This is a genomic window from Microbaculum marinisediminis (assembly GCF_025397915.1).
GTDB lineage: Bacteria > Pseudomonadota > Alphaproteobacteria > Rhizobiales > Tepidamorphaceae > Microbaculum > Microbaculum marinisediminis.
The window spans coordinates 522,832-540,712 of the sequence record NZ_JALIDZ010000003.1; the positions used below are offsets into that span (position 1 = coordinate 522,832).

The following is a 17,881-nucleotide window of genomic DNA, read 5'->3' on the forward strand; positions in this document are numbered from 1 at the left end:
CCGACGCGTCCTTCCCGGCTCATGGCTCGCCTCCCGCCAGAATGGCGGCCACTGCGTTGCGGCGCGGGCGCCAGAGGCCGCGGCGGATCGCTTCGTCGAAGCGCGCGACCATCGCGGCGCGGGCGGCCGGGTTTTCCGCACGCAGGAAGCGGTCGACGGTCTCGTCGCCGAGGGTTGCGTCGAAGACGAGATCGAACTGGCGGTCGAGCCGGTCGGGCAGGGTGGCGGCGAAGCCGTAGAGACCCTCGAGCGATCGGGCGATTTCCGATCCGCCGCGATAGCCGTGGCGCATCATGCCGGCGAGCCACTCGGGATTGGCCGCGCGGCCGCGCACCACGCGCGTGACCTCCTCGGCGACCGTGCGGGTCTTCGGCTTCTCTGGGTTCGACGTATCGGCGTGATAGAGCGCCGGACTCGCCCCCAGCGCTTCGGCCGCGGCGGCGAAACCGCCTTCGTGGGCGGCGAAATCGAGGGTGTCGAGCAGGTCGATCTCGGCATGGTCCTGCTGATGGACGAAGGCCTCCGTGGCGCGCACCCGCTCGGCGAAGCCGTCGGCGTCGCGGGCGCCGTCGAGGCCCTGGCCGTAGGCATGGGCGGAGGCCGACAGATAGGCGTTGCCGAGATCGGCGCGCTCGTCCCAGGCGCCGGCCTCGACGAGATGGGTGACGCCGGCGCCGTAGCTGCCGGGCGCGGCGCCGTAGATGCGGGCCGTCGCCTTGCGCAGGGCCACCCCGGTCAGGCCGCGGGCCTTCGCCGCGACCGGGTTCCACTGGTCGTCCTCGTCGCGTTCGGCGACCGCGCGGACGACGGCGTCGAACAGGGCGATCTGCGCCTCGAAGGCGTCGCGGAACATGCCGGAGACGCGCAGGGTGACGTCGATCCTGGGACGGTCGAGCATCGCCAGCGGCAGGATCTCGAAGCCGTTGACGCGGTTCGAGCCGGTATCCCAGGTCGGCCGCGCGCCGATCAGTACCAGCGCGAGCGCCAGATCCTCGCCGCCGGTGCGCATGGTCGCCGAGCCCCAAAGGTCGATCACCACCGATCGCGGCCAGTCGCCGTGATCCTGCAGGTGGCGGCGGACGAGATCGTCGGCGGCCTTTTCGGCGAGCACCAGGGCGGAGCGGGTCGGCACGGCGCGCGGATCGACGGCGAACAGGTTGCGGCCGGTCGGTAGCACGTCGGCGCGGCCGCGCGTCGGCGCGCCGGAGGGGCCGGGGAGCACGAAGTGCCCGTCCAGGGCGGCCAGCAGCGCCTGCCGTTCGGCCTCAGGCGAGGCGTCCAGGCGCGCGTCGAGCGGTTCCGGGGGAAGATCGGGACAGGCGGCCCTCAAGGCCTCGGACAGCGCCGCGCGCTGCTCGGGTCCGGGCACGGCGCCGAACACGTGCAGGCCGTCGCGGATCTGCAGGTCCTTCACGTCGCAGAGATAGGCGTCGAGGCAGGCGAGGCGGTCGTCCTCGCTCATGTCCGCCGTCGCGCCGCTTTCGGCGAGCAGCCCGACCTCGTCGGCGCGCTCGAGGATCTCGGACTTCAGGATCGCGGTGCGGCGCCTGTCGAGGCCGTCGGCGGCGGCGAACTCGTCGATCAGGCGTTCGAGCTCGGTCGCGGCGCCGTGGCTGCCGGCGAGCTTCAGGGGCGGGGTCAGATGGCCGATCGTCACCGCGCCGAGCCGGCGCTTGGCGGCGGCGGCCTCGCCGGGATTGTTGACGATAAAGGGATAGATCAGGGGCAGGCCGCGGATCAGGGCCGTCGGCACGCAGGCGCCGGACAGGGCGACGGCCTTGCCGGGCAGCCATTCCAGCGTGCCGTGGGTGCCGAGATGGACGATGGCGTGGATCGCCTCGATCTCGCGCAGCCACAGATAGAAGGCGACATAGGCATGGCGCGGCGGCAGATCGGGGTCGTGATAGGTGTCCTTGCGCTGAAGCGCGCTGCCCCGGTCCGGCTGGATCGCCGCGATGACGTTGCCATAGCGGCCGAAGGGCAGGGCAAACGAGCCGCCCGCGACGGCCGGGTCGTCTTCTGGGGCGCCCCAGGCCTCGACGATCCGCGTGCGTGTGTCTTCTGGAAGGGTGGCGAACAGGCGCCGGTAGTCGGCGAGCGACAGAAACTGTGTCGGCTCGGCATCGCACAGGGCCGCGACGACCGCCTTGCCGTCGGGCATCGCCGCCCCGGTGGCATAGCCCTCGCGGTCCAGCAGGCCGAGGATCTGTGCCGTGCTCTCGATGGCGTCGAGGCCGACGGCGTGCGCCGCCTGGCCGGCGGCGCCGGGATAATCGGAGAGGATCAACGCGATGCTGCGGTTCCCGCGCCCGGTGGCGGCGAGCCGGGCCCAGCCGGCGGCGCGGTCGGCGGCGAGCGTGATGCCGTCCGGGTCCGGGGTGTGAACGGTGCGGGCGAATTCGAGGCCGTCGATTTCCGCCTCGTCCGCCTTGAACGAGATGGCGGTCGCGAGCAGGCGTCCGTCGAGCTCGGGCAGCACCACCTGCATGGCGAGGTCGGCCTGGGAGAGGCCGCGCGCCGACTCCGCCCAGGCCTCGCGCGCGGAGCCGGAGAGCACGAGCTGGAGTACGGGAACGCCGGCGGCATCGAGCGGAGAGGCGCCGTCGTTTCCCGCTTCGGGGTCCAGCCGGGCGGAGAAGCCGGTGGCGTTGAGGATCACGGCGGGCCGCCAGTCGCGCAGGGTCCGGGCGACGAAGGCCGTGGTATCGGGCGCCTTGAGGCTTGCGACGTACAGGGCGCGGACGTCGAGGCCCCGTTTGTCGAGGTCGCGGGCGAGCGCGTCGACGGGGGCGAGGTCGGCGGCGAGCAGGTAGGCCCGGTAGAAGACGATGACGGCGAGGGGGCGGGGTTGTCCGGCTTCTCCGTCGGGCGCACGGGTGCCTGTCCTGGGCGCGGAACGCCCGTCTTCGGGCCGCGCCCCCTCCCCAACCCTCCCCCACGAGGGGGGAGGGGGTTCAGCGGAACCCGGCGTAGCCCCCGTTGTATTTCCACCGGCCGCAGGAGAGGGCGTCGATCCGCCTGTGGAGACGATGCCACTGTCGCTCCCTCCCCCCTCGTGGGGGAGGGGCGGGGTGGGGGCGGCCGGCGACCGCCGGCCGGGAAGCCGGTATTCCCCGTGCATCGGCAGCGGCTCGGCCCGCTCGCCATCGTCGGGGCCGAGGCCGGCGAGATGGGCGGCCAGGCGCAGCGCGGGGCCGGTGTTCTCCGGTCCGCCATGGGCGAAGCAGGCGTCGAGCCGGGCGCGGATGCCGGGATCGACGGTCGACAGTTCGATCAGCCGATCGTCCTCGCGGCCGTCGCCGGGCAGGATCGCCAGCGGTATCGCGCGATCGCGGCAGACGCGGGCGACCTCTTCGGCGCCGTAGCGCCAGTAGTCGAGGCCGCCGAGCAGGCGGATGACCACGCAGCGCGCGGTCTCGATCACCTGCTCGACATAGAGGTCGACCGACAGCGGGTGCTTGAGCCGGGCGAGATTGGCGAGCCTCAGGCCCGGCAATGTCGCGTCCGCTTGCCAGGCGGCGGACGCGGCGCCGAGGTCGGAATCCGAGAACGACAGGAAGACCAGGTCGGCAGGCGTCTGGCCGAGATCGACCGCCTGCTCGATCTCGTCGAGCGCGCGTGTCTCCCGGACCAGAACGTGCATGTCAGCCTCGTATCGCCGCGTCGATCGCGGCCTGGTCGAGGCCGGTCTCGCCGATGACGACGAGGCGGCCGACGCGCTGTTCGGTCGGCGTCCACGGGCGGTCGTAGGCGTGGCGGAACCGGCCGCCGACGCCCTGCACGGCGAGCCGCATCGGCTTGGCGCTGACCGGCACGAAGCCCTTGATGCGCAGGATGTCGTGCGCCTCGGCGACCGCGCGGAGGCGGGCGACCAGGGTGTCGGGATCCGCGATCTCGCCGATCTCGACGACGAAGGACTCGAAATCGTCGTGCTCGTGGTCGTCGGCGCCGTCATGGTGCGAGGGGCGGGCGTCGAGATCGTCCTCGGCGGCGGCGCCGATGCCGAGCAGGACGGCGGGATCGATGCGGCCCTCGTAGGCCGAGACGACCTTCACCGCGCGCGGCACCGCGCCGGCGATCCCCTGCTTCAGGGCGTCGATGTCGGCCCCGTCGAGCAGGTCGGCCTTGTTGACGACGATCAGGTCGGCGGCGTTGAGCTGGTCCTCGTAGACCTCGGCGAGCGGGTTGTCGTGATCGACGGAGGGATCCTCCGCGCGCTGCCGGGCGATGGCGTCGGGATCGTCGGCGAACCGGCCGGTGGCGACGGCCGGGCCGTCGACCACGGCGATGACGCCGTCGACCGTCATGCGCGAGCGGATGGTCGGCCAGTCGAAGGCCTTGATCAGCGGCTTCGGCAGGGCCAGGCCCGAGGTCTCGATCAGCACGTGCTCGGGCGGATCGTCGCGGTCGAGCAGAGCCTGCATGGTCGGCAGGAAGTCGTCGGCCACCGTGCAGCAGATGCAGCCGTTGGCGAGCTCGACGATATCGTCGTCGGTGCAGCCGGCGATGCCGCAGCTCTTCAGGAGGTCGCCGTCGATGCCGAGCGAGCCGAATTCGTTGACGATGATGGCGATGCGGCGGCCGTTGGCGTTCTCCAGGACGTGGCGCACCAGCGTCGTCTTGCCGGCGCCGAGGAAGCCGGTGATCACGGTCGCGGGGATCTTCTCTCCGCTGAGCTTGGGGGCAGGCGCACTCATTCGGCGGCGTCCTTTATCGGGGATTGCGGGAAGGCGAGATGGGTCGGGAAGCGGCCGACGATGGCGTGGCGCAGCGACTCCGGCCGGCCGGAGCGCAGCACGGCGCCGCGGTCCGATTTCGCGTAGGCCGCGGCGTAGGCGATCAGGTCGTCGGCGTGGTCCGGGCCGATATGGCCGACCATGTAGGCCCATTTGCCCGGCTGGGAGACGCCGGCGGAGCAGCCCTGCTCGCAATTGGCGAAGCAGACGACCGGTTCGACTTCGACGGGCGCGGCGTCGCCCATCGCGGCGAGCTTTTCGGCGACGGCCTCGTAGAGCAGCTTGCCGGGCGGCGTCTCGCCCTCGGCCAGGGGCGCGCCGTCCTGCTTGCAGGTGGTGCAGACGTAAAGGAAGGGTCGGGCCACCGCTTCAATTCCCTCGTTCTTGGCGCGATCATCGCGCTGTCCAGGGTGCGTGGTCCGTTCCGCAGGCGACGCCTTGTGGGAACTACGCCGACATCTCGGGTCGGTCGTCCGCGAATTGCCGGCGCACCCCGCCCGACGTCGCGGTCAGTTCTGGACGGCAGGTCTCCTGGCTTGCGGATCGTCTCGCTTACCCGTCGCCTTCCCGGGCGCCACGACGTGGCACGTCGCCCAGTGGACATCAGACGGGCGGCTCTCCGCCTACAGTTGCGGGGGCAGCCGCGGCATTCGAAGCTTCCTTCGGCACCGCGTTCCCTTTTCACCTTCCTCAACAGGAAGGACCGTCACCGGATTGACTATTGCCTTGCCGGGGGCGAGTCAATCGGGCTGGCAACGACGCAGCGAGGCGCATTTTGGACAGCCATACCCAACTCAGCCTGGTGCTCGGCGGTTCGCGGTCCGGCAAGAGCCGGTACGCGGAAGAGCTGGTGCGGGCGCAGCCGGCGCCGTGGGTCTATCTGGCGACGGCGCAGGCCTTCGACGCGGAGATGGCGGCGCGAATCGCCGAGCACCGCGCGCGCCGGGACGAGGGCTGGCGGACCGTCGAGGCCCCGCTCGCGCTGCCCGAGGCGATCCGGGACGCCCCCGCCGCCGCGCCGGTCCTGGCCGACTGCCTGACGCTGTGGCTGTCCAACCTCATGCTCGGCGGGCACGACGTCGCCGCCGCCGTCGACGATCTCGAAACCGCGCTGGCCGCCCGAGATGCGACAACGGTGCTCGTTTCCAACGAGGTCGGCCTGAGTATCGTGCCCGACAATCCGCTCGGCCGCGCCTTCAGCGACGCGCAGGGGCGGCTCAACCAGCGTATTGCGCGGCAGGCCGCGCGCGTGGTCTTCATGGTGGCGGGACTGCCGATGGTGATGAAGGACGAGACATGACAGACGAGAAGCCCGACGAGACCGCCCGCCACCGTGCGAAGATGGAGAAGCGCAAGGCGGTGCAGGACGCCGAGGTCGCCTCCAAGACCATCGAGAAGAAGGGCTTGCTGATCGTCAACACCGGCCCGGGCAAGGGCAAGTCGACGGCGGCCTTCGGGCTGGCCCTGAGGATGGTCGGTTATGGCCGCAAGGTCGGCGTCGTGCAGTTCATCAAGGGCGCCTGGTCGACTGGCGAGCGGGTGGTACTGGAAAAGTTCGGCGATCTCGTCGAGTGGCACACGATGGGCGAGGGCTTCACCTGGGAGACCCAGGACAAGGCGCGCGACATCGCGGCCGCCGGGAAGGCCTGGGAAAAGGCCAAGGCGCTGATGGCCGATCCCGAGATGGCGCTGGTCGTGCTCGACGAGCTCAACATCGCGCTGCGATACGATTACCTGCCGCTCGACGAGGTGGTGGAGACGCTGAAGGCCCGCCGGCCGGACCTGCATGTCGTCGTCACCGGCCGCAACGCCAAGCCGGAACTGATCGAGGCCGCCGACCTCGTCACCGAGATGACCCTGGTCAAGCATCACTTCGCCGCCGGCGTGAAGGCGCAGGAGGGCATCGAGTTTTGATGGCGCGTCGTGCCGGGCGCCGGCGATTTGCCCCGTCGGTCCCGCGTTGCCGGCAGGATCGGAGCCGGCGGCCTTCAGGCTCGGCCTTAAAAGGCCGGGGGGGAGGGGAAGGGCCGCTCGCTAGCGTTCTTGTTCGGTCGGTTTGTTTGGGAGCCCCCATGCGATGACCGCCCGGGCCATCATGTTCCAGGGAACCGGCTCGAATGTCGGCAAGTCGCTGATCGTGGCTGGGCTCTGCCGGGCGCTGACGCGGCGCGGGATAGCGGTGGCGCCCTTCAAGCCGCAGAACATGTCGAACAACGCCGCGGTAACGGCGGAGGGCGGCGAGATCGGCCGGGCGCAGGCGCTTCAGGCGCGCGCGGCGGGGCTGGCGCCCCATGTCGACATGAACCCGGTGCTGTTGAAGCCGCAAAGCGAGACCGGGGCGCAGATCGTGCTGTGCGGCAAGGTGTTCGGCGCCGCGAAGGCGCGCGAGTTCCAGGCGGTCAAGCAGCAGTTGCTGCCGCATGTGATCGAGAGCTTCGACCGGTTGAAGCGGACCGCCGAGATCGTGCTGGTGGAGGGGGCCGGCAGCGCCTCGGAGATCAACCTGCGCGCCGCCGACATCGCCAATATGGGCTTCGCCCGCGCCGCCGACGTACCCGTCGTGCTGATCGGCGATATCGATCGCGGCGGTGTCATCGCGAGCCTCGTCGGCACGAAGACCGTGATCGATCCCGCCGACGCGGCGATGATCGTCGGCTTCATCGTCAACCGCATGCGCGGCGATCCGACCTTGTTCGATGCCGGCATGGCGGCCATCGCCGAGGCGACCGGATGGGCGAATCTCGGGCTCGTGCCGCACTTTGCCGGTGCCGGCCGGCTTCCGGCGGAGGACGCCTATTCGCTGAGCGAGCAGGAGGCGGGACATGCCGGCGGGAAAATCCGCATATCCGTGCCGGTATTGCCGCGGATCGCCAATTTCGACGATCTCGATCCGCTCGCGGCCGAACCCGATGTCGCGCTGACCATGGTCGAGGCCGGCCAGGCCATCCCCGCGTGCGACCTCGTCATCCTGCCGGGCTCGAAGGCGACGATCGCCGATCTGAAGGCGCTGAAGCGCGAGGGGTGGGACGTCGATATTCTCGCCCATGTGCGCCGCGGCGGGCGGGTCCTGGGCCTCTGCGGCGGCTATCAGATGCTGGGCAGGACCATTGCCGATCCCGAAGGCATCGAGGGCTATCCGGAACTGGCGGAGGGGCTCGGCCTGCTCGATGTCGAGACGGTGCTGTGCAGCGACAAGAGCCTTGTCGAGGTGAGCGGCGAGACGGTCGCCGACGGGCTCTCCTTCCGTGGCTACGAAATGCACATGGGGCGCACGACGGGCCCGGCGACGGAGCGGCCGCTGGTTCGGCTGGCCGACTGTCGGGTCGATGGCGCGGTCTCGCCGGACGGCCGTGTCGCCGCCACCTACGTACATGGCTTCTTCGCCGACGATCGCCAGCGGGCGGCCTGGCTCGAACGGCTCGGCGGCGCCTCGGATCTGGCGTACGAGCGTGGCGTCGACGATGCGCTGGACCGGCTCGCCGAACACCTGGAGGCGCACGTCGATATCGACCGGATCGTCACGTCAGCCAGATGAGGGCAGAAAGCAGTCCGGTGGCGGCGATCTGGAGTCCACAGGCGACGCGGTAGAGATCGAGCGCGCGGCGGATATCGGCCGCCGTCGCCTCGGCGCGGCCGTAGCCCATCCAGTGATCGTCGACGCGGATGTCGCCGTAGATGCGCGGACCGGCCAGCTTCAGCCCCAGGGCGCCGGCCATTGCCGCTTCCGGCCAGCCGGCGTTCGGCGACTTGTGATGGCGGGCGTCACGAAGGGCGGTGCTGACGGCCGCCTTGCCGTCGAGGCTCAGAATCGTGGCGGCAAGGGCGATCCACACCGCCGACAGGCGCGAGGCGGGCAGGTTGACGAGATCGTCGAAGCGCGCCGACGCCCAGCCGAAGGCGCGGTGGCGTTCGCTCTTGTGGCCGATCATCGAGTCCGCCGTGTTGGCCGCCTTGTAAGCGGCGATGCCGGGCAGGCCGAACAGCGCGCACCAGACGGCGGGGGCGACCACACCGTCGGAAAAGTTCTCGGCCAGGCTCTCGATCGCCGCGCGCGAGACGCCGGCCTCGTCGAGGCTGTCGGGATCGCGGCCGACGATCCGCGAGACGGCCGCCCGGCCGCCGGCGAGGCCTGCGCGGTCCAGCCCCGTAGCGACGGCGGCCACATGCCAGTAGAGGCTTCTCTGGGCGATCAGGGTCGAGGCCGCCGCCGCGACCAGCAGGGCCGCCAGGAGATCCGGCAGGATGTCGAAGAGCGCGATCTGGACGATCAGCGTCGGGACGATCGCGACGGCGAGTATAAGGGCGAGGGCGAGCGCTCCGTTGGCGCGGCGCCTTGCCTCGGACAGGTCATCCGTGTTGAGGCTTCGGTCGAGCCGGTCTATCAGCGCGCCGATCCACATCACCGGATGGCGGATTGCCGCGTAGAGCGGCGCGGGATAGCCGAAGGCAGCCTCCGCGAGGAGGGCGAGAAACAGCACCAAGAGGTTCGACGCGATATCCATGATCGGCAAGACGGCTAGCACGTTCGCGCACGTCCCGGCAGGGGGGGAGATTGCTCATGGCGGGCGCCTGGCCGAGGCGCGGCGGCTTTTCCCCGGCGCGGCCGAGCCGATCATCGACCTGTCGACCGGTATCAATCCGCGGCCCTATCCGGTTCCCGATGTCCCGGCGGAGGTCTGGGCGCGATTGCCGGAACCGTCGGATGCGGCGGCCCTGGAGGCCGTGGCCGCGGCCACCTATGGCGGCGATCCGACGCGGGTGGTCGCCGCGCCGGGCACGCAGGTGCTGATTTCGCTGCTGCCGCGCATCGTCCCGCTGACGTCCGTCGCCGTCGTCGGGCCGACCTATGCCGAGCATGCCGCCGCCTGGGCGCAATCGGGCGCGGCGGTCACGGAGGTCGGCTCCCACGAGGCGGCAGCCGGACATGACGGCATCGTCCTGTGCAATCCCAACAATCCCGACGGACGACGGACGGATCCGGACACTCTGGCGGCGCTGGCCTCGGGTCTCGCCGCCCGCGGGGGCCTGCTCGTCGTCGACGAGGCCTTCGCCGACCTGGAGGACGGGCCGCTGAGCCTGATCCCCGACCTCCCCGGCGCGGGCGTGGTGGTGCTGCGCTCCTTCGGCAAGACCTACGGGCTCGCCGGCCTGCGGCTCGGCTTCGCGGTGGCCGGGCCGGAGCTGGCGGCGAAGATCCGCGCCGCGCTGGGGCCGTGGGCGGTGTCGGGGCCGGCGATCGGAATCGGGCGCCGGGCCCTGGCCGATACCGGCTGGCTGGCCGCGACGCGGGCCCGGCTGGACGGGGACCGGCAACGCCTGGACGGTCTTCTCACACGTGCGGGGCTCGCCGTCGTCGGCGGGACGCGCCTTTACCGGCTCGCGGAAAGCGCGCAGGCACCGGCGGTTTTCGACCGGCTCGGCCAGGCGGGGATCTTCGTGCGTCGTTTCGCTTATCGCCCGGACTGGCTGCGGTTCGGGATGCCCGGCGACGAGGCCGCGTGGGCGCGGCTGGCGGCGGCGCTGGGATGAAACGCGGCAACGCCCTCGACGGACGCAATCCGGTTCGATAGTGTCCGACTCGGATCGGTCCCGGACAGGCTGGCCTGAAAAGGCTCAGCCCGACGGGCGCAAAAGGGAACGCGGTGCCGGCCTGTCTCGACAGGACTTACCGAAAGCCGCGGCTGTCCCCGCAACTGTGGGCGCCAAGCCGTTCCTCCGTCATCCCACTGGCGTGACGCCGGGAAGGGGGAGGAAGGGCGCTAAAGGCGCGAGCCAGGAGACCTGCCGGTCCGTGGGACAACTCTAGACGCCGCCGGTGGAGCGGCAACGCGGGTACATACGATGACTAATCAGACGACGACGATTTCCCAATCTCTCGCCTCGACCCGTATCGGTGTCGCGGCCTTGGTGTTCCTGATGGGAGCCGTGCTGGTCTTCGGGGCCGGTTTCGCGCATCCGCAGGCCCTGCATGACGCCGCGCACGACGCGCGTCACGCGATGTCTTTCCCCTGCCACTGATCGCGTCATGCTGATGCGCATATTGGCCGGCGGCCTCATCGGAGGCATCGCCGGAGGTATCGTCGTGGGTGCGATCGAATCCGTCACGACGACACCGCTCATCCTGCACGCCGAGCAGTTCGAGACGACCGACGTGGCAAGCGCCGCGCAGATCCTGCTCGCCCACGTCCACAGCGGCGAGGTGGCAGCGGAAGGCGGCGACGCGATGCGGACGATCCTGACCTATACGGCGAGCGTGATCGTCGCGGTCGGCTTCGCCTGGATGCTGCTGGCGGCAATGTTCGTCAAGGGCGCCGAGATCACCGCGCGCAGCGTCATTCCCTGGGCGGTCGCCGGCTTCGTCGCGACCGGGCTCGCGCCGGCCTTCGGGCTCGCGCCCGAACTGCCGGGCGCCTACGCGGCCGAACTGGAACTGAGGCAGATCTGGTGGGTCGGCACGGCGGTGGCCACCGCGCTGGGCCTGGCGGCGATCTTCTTCGGCCGGCATGTCGTCTGGTCGATCGTCGGCGTCGGCCTGATCGTGCTGCCGCACATGATCGGCGCGCCGCACCCCGACGACATGGGCAGCCCCGTGCCGGCGGAGCTTGCCGCCCAGTTCGTGTCGGCCTCGCTGGTGGTTCAGGCGCTGATGTGGGTCGTTCCCGCCGTCATCGCAGGCTTCGCCATCGAGAGGATGCGTCCGGCGGCGGCCTGATCGCCGAATTCACGCAGACAATCGAGCCCGCGGGGACCTCCTCGCGGGCTTTTTCGTGCGTTAAGAGGCAGTTCAGGCGTCAGAGCTGGGGCGTCAGAACCGATGCCGCCGCGCCTTGGTCGCGCCGGCGAGGGCGTTCGGGTCCACCGAGAAGACGCAGCGCGGCGTGCCGGCCGCCGCCCATACGGTGTCGAAGGCGAGCAGCGTCTCGTCGATGACGGTGGGCATCGCATCCGGATGGCCGAGCGGCGGAATGCCGCCGATCGCGTAGCCGGTGATCTCGCGCACGGCCCGTCCGTTCGGGCGTTTCAGGGGCTCGCCCAGCACTGCGGCCATCCCGGCCTCGTCGACGCGGTTGGTCCCGGAGACGAGCAGCAGATAGGGCGTTTCCGTCTCCGCACCCTGAAACACCAGCGATTTGACGATCTGCGCGACTTCACACCCGCACGCGGCGGCAGCGTCCTCGGCCGTGCGCGTCGACTCGGGCATCTCGACTACGGTGATTTCGAGGCCCGCCGCCCGCGCGGCGTCGGCGACCCGTCTGGCACTCTCTGGAAGCTCGCTCATGGCGGCGTACCATGGTCGAGCGGCGATCCGCCGTCCACCCGAATTTCGTGGCCGATTGGAATTCGGCAGCGATCGCCCCATTATCGCGTTGAGCTTGCCCGTTTGACGGTATGGTATTTTGTTTGTCGGGTATCCTTTTGAAGGAAAGGCTCAGTTTTGGCGCTGGATGAGGACGACAAGACTGCCACAGGCGCGCCGGACAGGATCGAGGACGCATTTCAGCTGATCCTCGAAAACTGTCCGGTCCCGGTCGTGGCCGCGCGCATATCGGACGGCGCGGTGCTGTACCAGACGCCGGCCATGGCGGCGATGCTGCGGCTGGCGCCGGGCGACCCGCCGCTCAAGGTCGAGGACTTCGCCATCGACCGCGACGAACGGGCGGAATGCCTGCGGCTGATCCGGGAGCACGGCAGCGTCGACGATTTCAGGATGCACTTCAGGCGCAGCGACGGGAGCCGGTTCGTCGGGTCGATGTCGGCGCGCTTCGTCGAGATCGGCGGCGAAACGGTCATCGTCTCCAACCTGATCGACCTGACCACGGCGTTCGAGCGCGAAGCCGAGTTCAGGCGGGTCAACGAGACCCTCGAGGATGCGATCGAGGCGCTCGACGACGGCTTCGTGCTCTACGATGCCAACGATCGGCTGGTGACGTGCAATTCCCGCTACAGGGAATTCCACAGCGATTCAGCCGATCTCCTGGTGCCCGGCGCGCATTGGCCCGAGGTGACGCGGATCCGGGCCGAACGGGGGTTCTTCGTGGATGCCATCGGCCGCGTCGACGAGTGGATGGCCGAGCAGATGGGGCAGCGCGGTATCGCCTTGCGCGAGGAGTTCCCGTCGAAGGAAGGGCGCTGGTTCGAATACTCGCACCGCCCGACCCGGCAGGGCGGCTTCGTCTCGGTGTGGAACGAGATCACCGAGCGCAAGCAGATGGAGCTCGCGCTACGGCAGCGCGAAGAGCATTTCCGCAGCATCGTCGAGGGCCATCCCCTCCCGGTCTGGATGGTCGATCTGGCGACGTCGGAGATCCTCTACGAAAGTCCGTCCGCGGCCGAACTGTTCGGCCGGGCCTGGCCGTCCGACCAGCGCGCCTACACCGTCGACCATTTCGTCGATCCCGCCGATCGCGACCGCTTGATCGCCGAACTGCGCAAGAGCGGCGAACTGTACGATGTGGAATTGCGGGTACGGAAGGTCGATGGAACGGTGTTCTGGGCCTCGCTCAACGACCGGATCATCGAGTACGAGGGGCGTGAAGTCTCCATTCTGAGCTTCATTGATCTCACGGCGCGCCGCGAGACCGCCGCCGAAGCCGCTCGACAGCGCGAGATCCTGCATCAGAGCGAAAAGCTGAGCGCTCTGGGAGAGCTGCTGTCGAGCGTCGCCCACGAGCTCAACAATCCGCTGTCGGTCCTTATCGGGCAGGCCGTGATGCTGCAGGAGCATGCCTCCGATCCCGACACGGCTGTCCGGGCGGAGAAGATCGGCACGGCCGCCGACCGCTGCGCGCGGATCGTCAAGACCTTCCTGGCGATGGCCCGGCAAACCTCCGAGGAGACGGCGCCGGTCGACGTCAATGTGCTGATCGAGCAGGCGCTTGAATTCGCCGCCTATTCTCTGCGCACCACCGGCGTCGACATCACCCTGCGCCTGGCCGACGATCTGCCCGTGGTCTACGCCAACGAAGACCAGCTGGTGCAGACCTTCACCAATCTGATCGTCAATGCCGAGCAGGCGCTGAGGGGAACCGAGGGGCCACGCACGCTGGAGATCACCACGGCGGCCGTCGACGATGGCGAAGGCGTATCGATCACCTTCGCCGACAACGGTCCGGGAATTCCCGAGGAGGCGCGATCCCGGATCTTCGAGCCGCTTTTCACCACCAAGCAGGCCGGCGTCGGAACCGGGCTGGGGCTTGCGCTGTGCCATCGCATCATCGAGGGGCATGGGGGATCGATCGAGCTGGAGCGTACCGATCGGCCGGGCGCGACCTTCACGATCCGGCTGTCGCGCGACGGCGCGCGGAGCAGGACGGCGGAAGACGAGGCGCCCCACCCCGAGCAGTCGGGCGCCGGGCTGCGGATCCTGGTCATCGACGACGAGGCGGATGTCGGCTCGCTCATCGCCGACTGCCTGGAAATGGACGGACATACGGTGGATGTCGAGCAATCGGCCCGCGGCGCCCTCGAAAGGCTGAAGCATCGCCATTACGACGTGGTGCTGAGCGACATGCGGATGCCGGAACTCGACGGCGTCTCGTTCTACGACATACTGAAGGACACCAATCCCGCGCAGGCCCGCAGCCTGGCGTTCATCACCGGCGATACGTTGAGCCGCCGCGTCAGCGAATTTCTGGCGACCACGGATAGTCCCTATATCGAAAAGCCGTTCATGCCCGACGACGTGCGCGAACTCGTTAATCGCGTGATGAGCCGAAAAAACGTCTGAACCGGCAGCCAATGCCGGAAAAGAAGCCTCTTTTCCGTGGCGGATCGTGGTAAACTGTTCGTTAACAAGCCAGTATCCCGACCGGAATCGGACACACGAATGTCGGAAAAAATGATCATCGAAGAGGTGCCGGAACCGCACAAGCGCGAGAGCCGGCTGCGAGAAGCACTCAGCCGTGCGCGCCAGCAGGAGGCCGAGCGGTCCGACGTCATCGTCGACTTGCGCGAGGCCGAGCTCGCCCGGCTGGAACTACTGCAGGACGCGCTGAGCGAGGTGTTCGACGAGATCCCCGAGGATACCGACTTGCTCGAATGCTCCCTCGTTCCCTCGACGCCGCCCAGACTGTGGGTCGACGTGCTCGGCCACGTGATGATGGGCCGCGACAAGCGCACCTACCGGTTCCTGAAGGATACCCGTCACGGTCGCCAGGTGATCCTGGAGACGACCAAACTCGACGAGATGGCCGGGCGCGTGACCGACTACGTGGCGCATCGGCTGCTCGAGCGCGAGCGGGCGCTGGAAAGCGATGCCGACGGCAAGACCGTCGTGCGGCTGGGCGAGACGGAGACGCCCGCCGGGCCGGACGAGCCGTCGCGTCGCTCAGGTGCGGTCTGGGGAACCGTGATCTTCACGTTTCTCGTCGGCGCGTTCGCCGGTGCGGCCGGTCTGTTCCTGGCCGGATTGCTGCTCACCGCGCCTTAGATCGCGCGAAAATCGCCGCCCGGCGCGGTGGATTGGCCGTTTTCGAACAGGGTCGTTTCCTGCAATTCCTGCAGTTCGCCGCCAATAAAGCCGCGCGTGCGCAAGCGGCAGGTCCAGGCGCCGGCGTTCCCCGAGACCTCGTAGAGATTGTACTGCGCGCCCGGCTTGCTGCCGTGCTCGAGCGCCGAGGCGGAGGGCACGCCGACGACCGGCACCGGCTGGCGCGGTCCGGCGATCCAGTGCAGGCTCGCGCGGTGTTCGTGGCCGTGCAGCACCAGCTCGGCGCCGCAGTCGCCCAGCAGCGCGCGGAAGGCGCGGGCGTCGGTCATCCGCCGGTAGCGGTCGCCATGGGTGCGGATCGGGGTGTGGTGAACCAGCACGACGCGGAACAGGCCTTCGTGGGCGAGGTCCCGCAACAAGGGCTTCAGGCGCGCGATCTGGTCGCGGCCGATGCGGCCGGTCGCCATGAAGGGGGCCGAGACCACGGCCGACGAACAGCCGATGATGGCCAGGGGGCCGCGCCGGCGCAGATAGGGGAAGCCGGAATGCGCGGCGGTATCGGGATCGCCCGCCATGTATTCGCGCCAGGCCAGCGCCGTGCCGGGAATGGCGCGGCGGGTGTAGGCGTCGTGATTGCCGGGAACCAGCGAGACGTGGTCGGGCGGGCCGAGGCTTTGCAGCCAGAGCCGGCAACTCTGCCACTCCGACGCGGTCGAGACGATCGCCAGATCGCCCGTCACCGCGATGTGGTCGGGCGACTGGTGCTCGAGATCGCCGGTCAGCGCGTCGAGAACGTCGCGGCGGTGGATCCGGTGACGGCTCCGCCGCCAGTTGATCCAGCCGAGCGCGCGCTTCGACACCAGCTCGCGGCGGAGCGGTGCGGTCTCGGGCGGTACGTGCGGGTCGGAAAGATGGGCCAGCCTGAACATCGCCCGCGGTTCTACCGTTCGCGGGCGATATTGGCCAGACGGGTCGTCAGTTGGACGAGAACGTCATCAGCGTCGCGGCGATGCGCCCGTCGCGCATGTCGACCGCAGGATGCCAATGATAAGCCCGGCGGCTGAAGAGGCGCCAAAACATGATCTGCTCCATTTGGTAAAGTGAAGGCGCCGAACAGGGTGCCTTGCTTGCGGTGGAGATAGATGTTGCACTGCAATATTCCAAGGGCCACAAGAGCAGGTCTGCTTTGCGTGGCGCGCATGTCCGCTTAACAGGGTATCCAGTCAACGGACTATCCGGGGGGCGGACGGCGCGGACGCCCGGAAACGTGTCGGGACGATGCGACGACTGCTGAAACTACTCCTGCGGCCCTGGTGGCTGTTGAATCGCGGCATGACGCTCGGCGTCAGGGCCGTCGTCGCGCGCGACGGCAAGGTGTTCCTTGTGCGCCATTCCTACCTGCCGGGCTGGTATCTGCCGGGTGGCGGCGTCGAGCGCGGCGAAACGGTGCTCGACACCTTGACCCATGAGTTGCGCGACGAGGGCAATATCGTCCTTGAGGAACAGCCGCGGCTGTTCGGCGTCTATTCCAACGAGGCCGACCATCGCGGCGATCACGTGGTCCTGTTCGTCGCCGGGGCCTGGCGGCAGGACGGCGCGTTCCGTCCCACCATGGAAATCGTCGAAGCCGGCTTCTTCGCCCTGGACGATCTGCCGGAGGGCACCACGCCGGCGACGCGGCGCAGGCTCGCCGAGGTGTTCGACGGCGCCCTGCCGGACACGCGCTGGTAGGGTTCAGGCCGCCTTCAGCCGTGCCCGGTCGTGCGGTGCGGTCATGTCGATCAGCGGGCCGGCGGGAATGATGCCTGTCGGGTTAATCGAGCGATGGCTGGTGTAGTAGTGGCGCTTGATGTGATCGACGTCGACCGTCTCGGCGATCCCGTGCACCTGATAGAGGTCGCGCAGATAGCCGAACAGGTTGGGATAGTCGACGATGCGGCGGATGTTGCACTTGAAATGGCCGAAATAGGCCGGATCGAACCGTACCAATGTCGTGAACAGCCGCCAATCGGCCTCGGTGAGGCTGTCTCCGGTCAGGTAGCGCCAGCTGGACAGGCACTTTTCCAGCGCGTCGAGGCTGGTGAACAGCCTCGTCACGGCCTCGTCGTAGGCCGCCTGGGTGGTGGCGAAGCCGGCCCGGTAGACGCCGTTGTTCACGGTCTCGTAGACGGTCGCGTTGATCCGGTCGATTTCGGCGCGAAGCGGCGCGGGGTAGAGGTCGACGTGCGGGTTGCCGCCGACTGCGTCGAAGGCCGAATTGAGCATCCGGATGATGTCGGCGGATTCGTTCGAGACGATGGTCTCGCGCTGCTTGTCCCACAGCACCGGGACCGTGACGCGGCCGGTGTAGCGCGCGTCGGCCTGCAGGTAGATCGCGGAAAGGCGCCGCTGGCCGTAGAGCGGATCGGGAAAGGCGTCGCTGAATTCCCAGCCTTCGTCGGCCATCGTCGGCGCGACGCCGGATACGCCGATGTGGGCCTCCAGCCCCTTCAGCACGCGGACCACGAGCGTTCTGTGCGCCCACGGACAGGCCATCGAGACATAGAGGTGGTAGCGGCCGGGTTCCGCGGGAAAGCCGCCATCTCCCGTCGGACCGGGCGCGCCGTCCGGCGTGATCCAGTTGCGGAATTGCGTTTCGGGGCGGCGGAACTGGCCGTCCGAAGACCCCGGCCTCGGCTCGTCGCTGCGCCATATTCCCTCGACCAGTCGTCCCAAA

The 17,881-nt window shown here is 69.2% G+C and carries 16 protein-coding genes and 2 riboswitches; of the genes, 9 read left to right on the forward strand and 7 right to left on the reverse strand.

The features are described from left to right. Positions 1-19: 19 nt before the first annotated feature. Genes cobN through MUB46_RS08570 form a run of 3 tightly spaced genes read right to left on the reverse strand, consistent with a single transcriptional unit; the run spans position 20 to position 5,101 of the window. Positions 20-3,643, reverse strand: a complete 3,624-nt coding sequence (gene cobN / locus MUB46_RS08560; protein WP_261615464.1) for a cobaltochelatase subunit CobN — start codon at positions 3,641-3,643, stop codon at positions 20-22. A gap of 1 nt (position 3,644) precedes the next feature. Continuing rightward, positions 3,645-4,697 carry a cobalamin biosynthesis protein CobW gene (cobW, locus tag MUB46_RS08565; RefSeq protein ID WP_261615465.1) on the reverse strand — a complete coding sequence of 351 codons (1,053 nt, stop codon included), beginning with the start codon at positions 4,695-4,697 and terminating at the stop codon, positions 3,645-3,647. Next, entirely contained in the window at positions 4,694-5,101 is a 408-nt protein-coding gene (locus MUB46_RS08570; RefSeq protein WP_261615466.1) for a DUF1636 family protein, read from the reverse strand. Before MUB46_RS08570 ends, cobW begins: the two co-directional genes overlap by 4 nt. Positions 5,102-5,240: 139 nt before the next feature. Next, positions 5,241-5,459, reverse strand: a riboswitch (cobalamin riboswitch). A gap of 49 nt (positions 5,460-5,508) precedes the next feature. Here MUB46_RS08570 and cobU point away from each other — a divergent pair. The 3 genes from cobU (at position 5,509) to MUB46_RS08585 (ending at position 8,271) form a co-directional block, all read left to right on the forward strand. Then, positions 5,509-6,036, forward strand: a complete 528-nt coding sequence (gene cobU, locus MUB46_RS08575; protein ID WP_261615549.1) for a bifunctional adenosylcobinamide kinase/adenosylcobinamide-phosphate guanylyltransferase — start codon at positions 5,509-5,511, stop codon at positions 6,034-6,036. Beyond that, positions 6,033-6,650: a cob(I)yrinic acid a,c-diamide adenosyltransferase gene (cobO, locus tag MUB46_RS08580; protein ID WP_261615467.1), complete on the forward strand. Its 618-nt coding sequence runs from the start codon at positions 6,033-6,035 to the stop codon at positions 6,648-6,650. The genes cobU and cobO overlap by 4 nt, the downstream gene beginning before the upstream one ends. A 163-nt stretch (positions 6,651-6,813) precedes the next feature. Further along, on the forward strand, positions 6,814-8,271 hold the full coding sequence (locus MUB46_RS08585) for a cobyric acid synthase (RefSeq protein ID WP_261615468.1): 1,458 nt from the start codon (positions 6,814-6,816) through the stop codon (positions 8,269-8,271). Here the strand turns inward: MUB46_RS08585 and cbiB are convergent. Continuing rightward, positions 8,255-9,238 (reverse strand): adenosylcobinamide-phosphate synthase CbiB, encoded by a 984-nt coding sequence (gene cbiB / locus MUB46_RS08590; RefSeq protein ID WP_261615550.1) that lies wholly within the window; start codon positions 9,236-9,238, stop codon positions 8,255-8,257. The genes MUB46_RS08585 and cbiB overlap by 17 nt on opposite strands. On the opposite strand from cbiB, the gene cobD reads away from it, so the two are divergent. The 3 genes from cobD to MUB46_RS08605 all read left to right on the forward strand — a co-directional run bounded on the left by cobD (position 9,237) and on the right by MUB46_RS08605 (position 11,448). Continuing rightward, positions 9,237-10,265 (forward strand): threonine-phosphate decarboxylase CobD, encoded by a 1,029-nt coding sequence (gene cobD, locus MUB46_RS08595; RefSeq protein ID WP_261615469.1) that lies wholly within the window; start codon positions 9,237-9,239, stop codon positions 10,263-10,265. The two genes, cbiB and cobD, sit on opposite strands and share 2 nt — an antisense overlap. A gap of 38 nt (positions 10,266-10,303) precedes the next feature. Beyond that, positions 10,304-10,539: riboswitch (cobalamin riboswitch) on the forward strand. A 38-nt stretch (positions 10,540-10,577) separates the two neighbouring features. Continuing rightward, positions 10,578-10,754, forward strand: coding sequence for a CbtB domain-containing protein (locus MUB46_RS08600; RefSeq protein WP_261615470.1), 177 nt, complete (start codon positions 10,578-10,580; stop codon positions 10,752-10,754). 13 nt (positions 10,755-10,767) lie between these two features. Then, positions 10,768-11,448, forward strand: a complete 681-nt coding sequence (locus MUB46_RS08605; RefSeq protein WP_261615551.1) for a CbtA family protein — start codon at positions 10,768-10,770, stop codon at positions 11,446-11,448. A gap of 93 nt (positions 11,449-11,541) precedes the next feature. Here MUB46_RS08605 and MUB46_RS08610 read toward each other — a convergent pair whose 3' ends face one another. Further along, positions 11,542-12,015 carry a YbaK/EbsC family protein gene (locus MUB46_RS08610; RefSeq protein ID WP_261615471.1) on the reverse strand — a complete coding sequence of 158 codons (474 nt, stop codon included), beginning with the start codon at positions 12,013-12,015 and terminating at the stop codon, positions 11,542-11,544. 156 nt (positions 12,016-12,171) lie between these two features. Here MUB46_RS08610 and MUB46_RS08615 point away from each other — a divergent pair, with 156 nt between their 5' ends. Both MUB46_RS08615 and MUB46_RS08620 read left to right on the forward strand, forming a co-directional pair. Next, entirely contained in the window at positions 12,172-14,463 is a 2,292-nt protein-coding gene (locus MUB46_RS08615) for a hybrid sensor histidine kinase/response regulator (protein WP_261615472.1), read from the forward strand. A gap of 99 nt (positions 14,464-14,562) precedes the next feature. After that, the gene (locus MUB46_RS08620; protein WP_261615473.1) at positions 14,563-15,165 is read left to right on the forward strand and encodes a hypothetical protein; all 603 of its coding nucleotides are present in this window, start codon (positions 14,563-14,565) and stop codon (positions 15,163-15,165) included. On the opposite strand, the gene MUB46_RS08625 is transcribed toward MUB46_RS08620, so the two are convergent. Further along, entirely contained in the window at positions 15,162-16,094 is a 933-nt protein-coding gene (locus tag MUB46_RS08625) for a metallophosphoesterase family protein (RefSeq protein ID WP_261615474.1), read from the reverse strand. The two genes, MUB46_RS08620 and MUB46_RS08625, sit on opposite strands and share 4 nt — an antisense overlap. A 349-nt stretch (positions 16,095-16,443) precedes the next feature. Between MUB46_RS08625 and MUB46_RS08630 the strand changes: the two genes are divergently transcribed. Continuing rightward, positions 16,444-16,896, forward strand: a complete 453-nt coding sequence (locus MUB46_RS08630; protein ID WP_261615475.1) for an NUDIX domain-containing protein — start codon at positions 16,444-16,446, stop codon at positions 16,894-16,896. Between the two features lie 3 nt (positions 16,897-16,899). On the opposite strand, the gene MUB46_RS08635 is transcribed toward MUB46_RS08630, so the two are convergent. Next, positions 16,900-17,880, reverse strand: coding sequence for a glutathione S-transferase family protein (locus MUB46_RS08635; protein ID WP_261615476.1), 981 nt, complete (start codon positions 17,878-17,880; stop codon positions 16,900-16,902). Position 17,881: the final 1 nt, after the last annotated feature.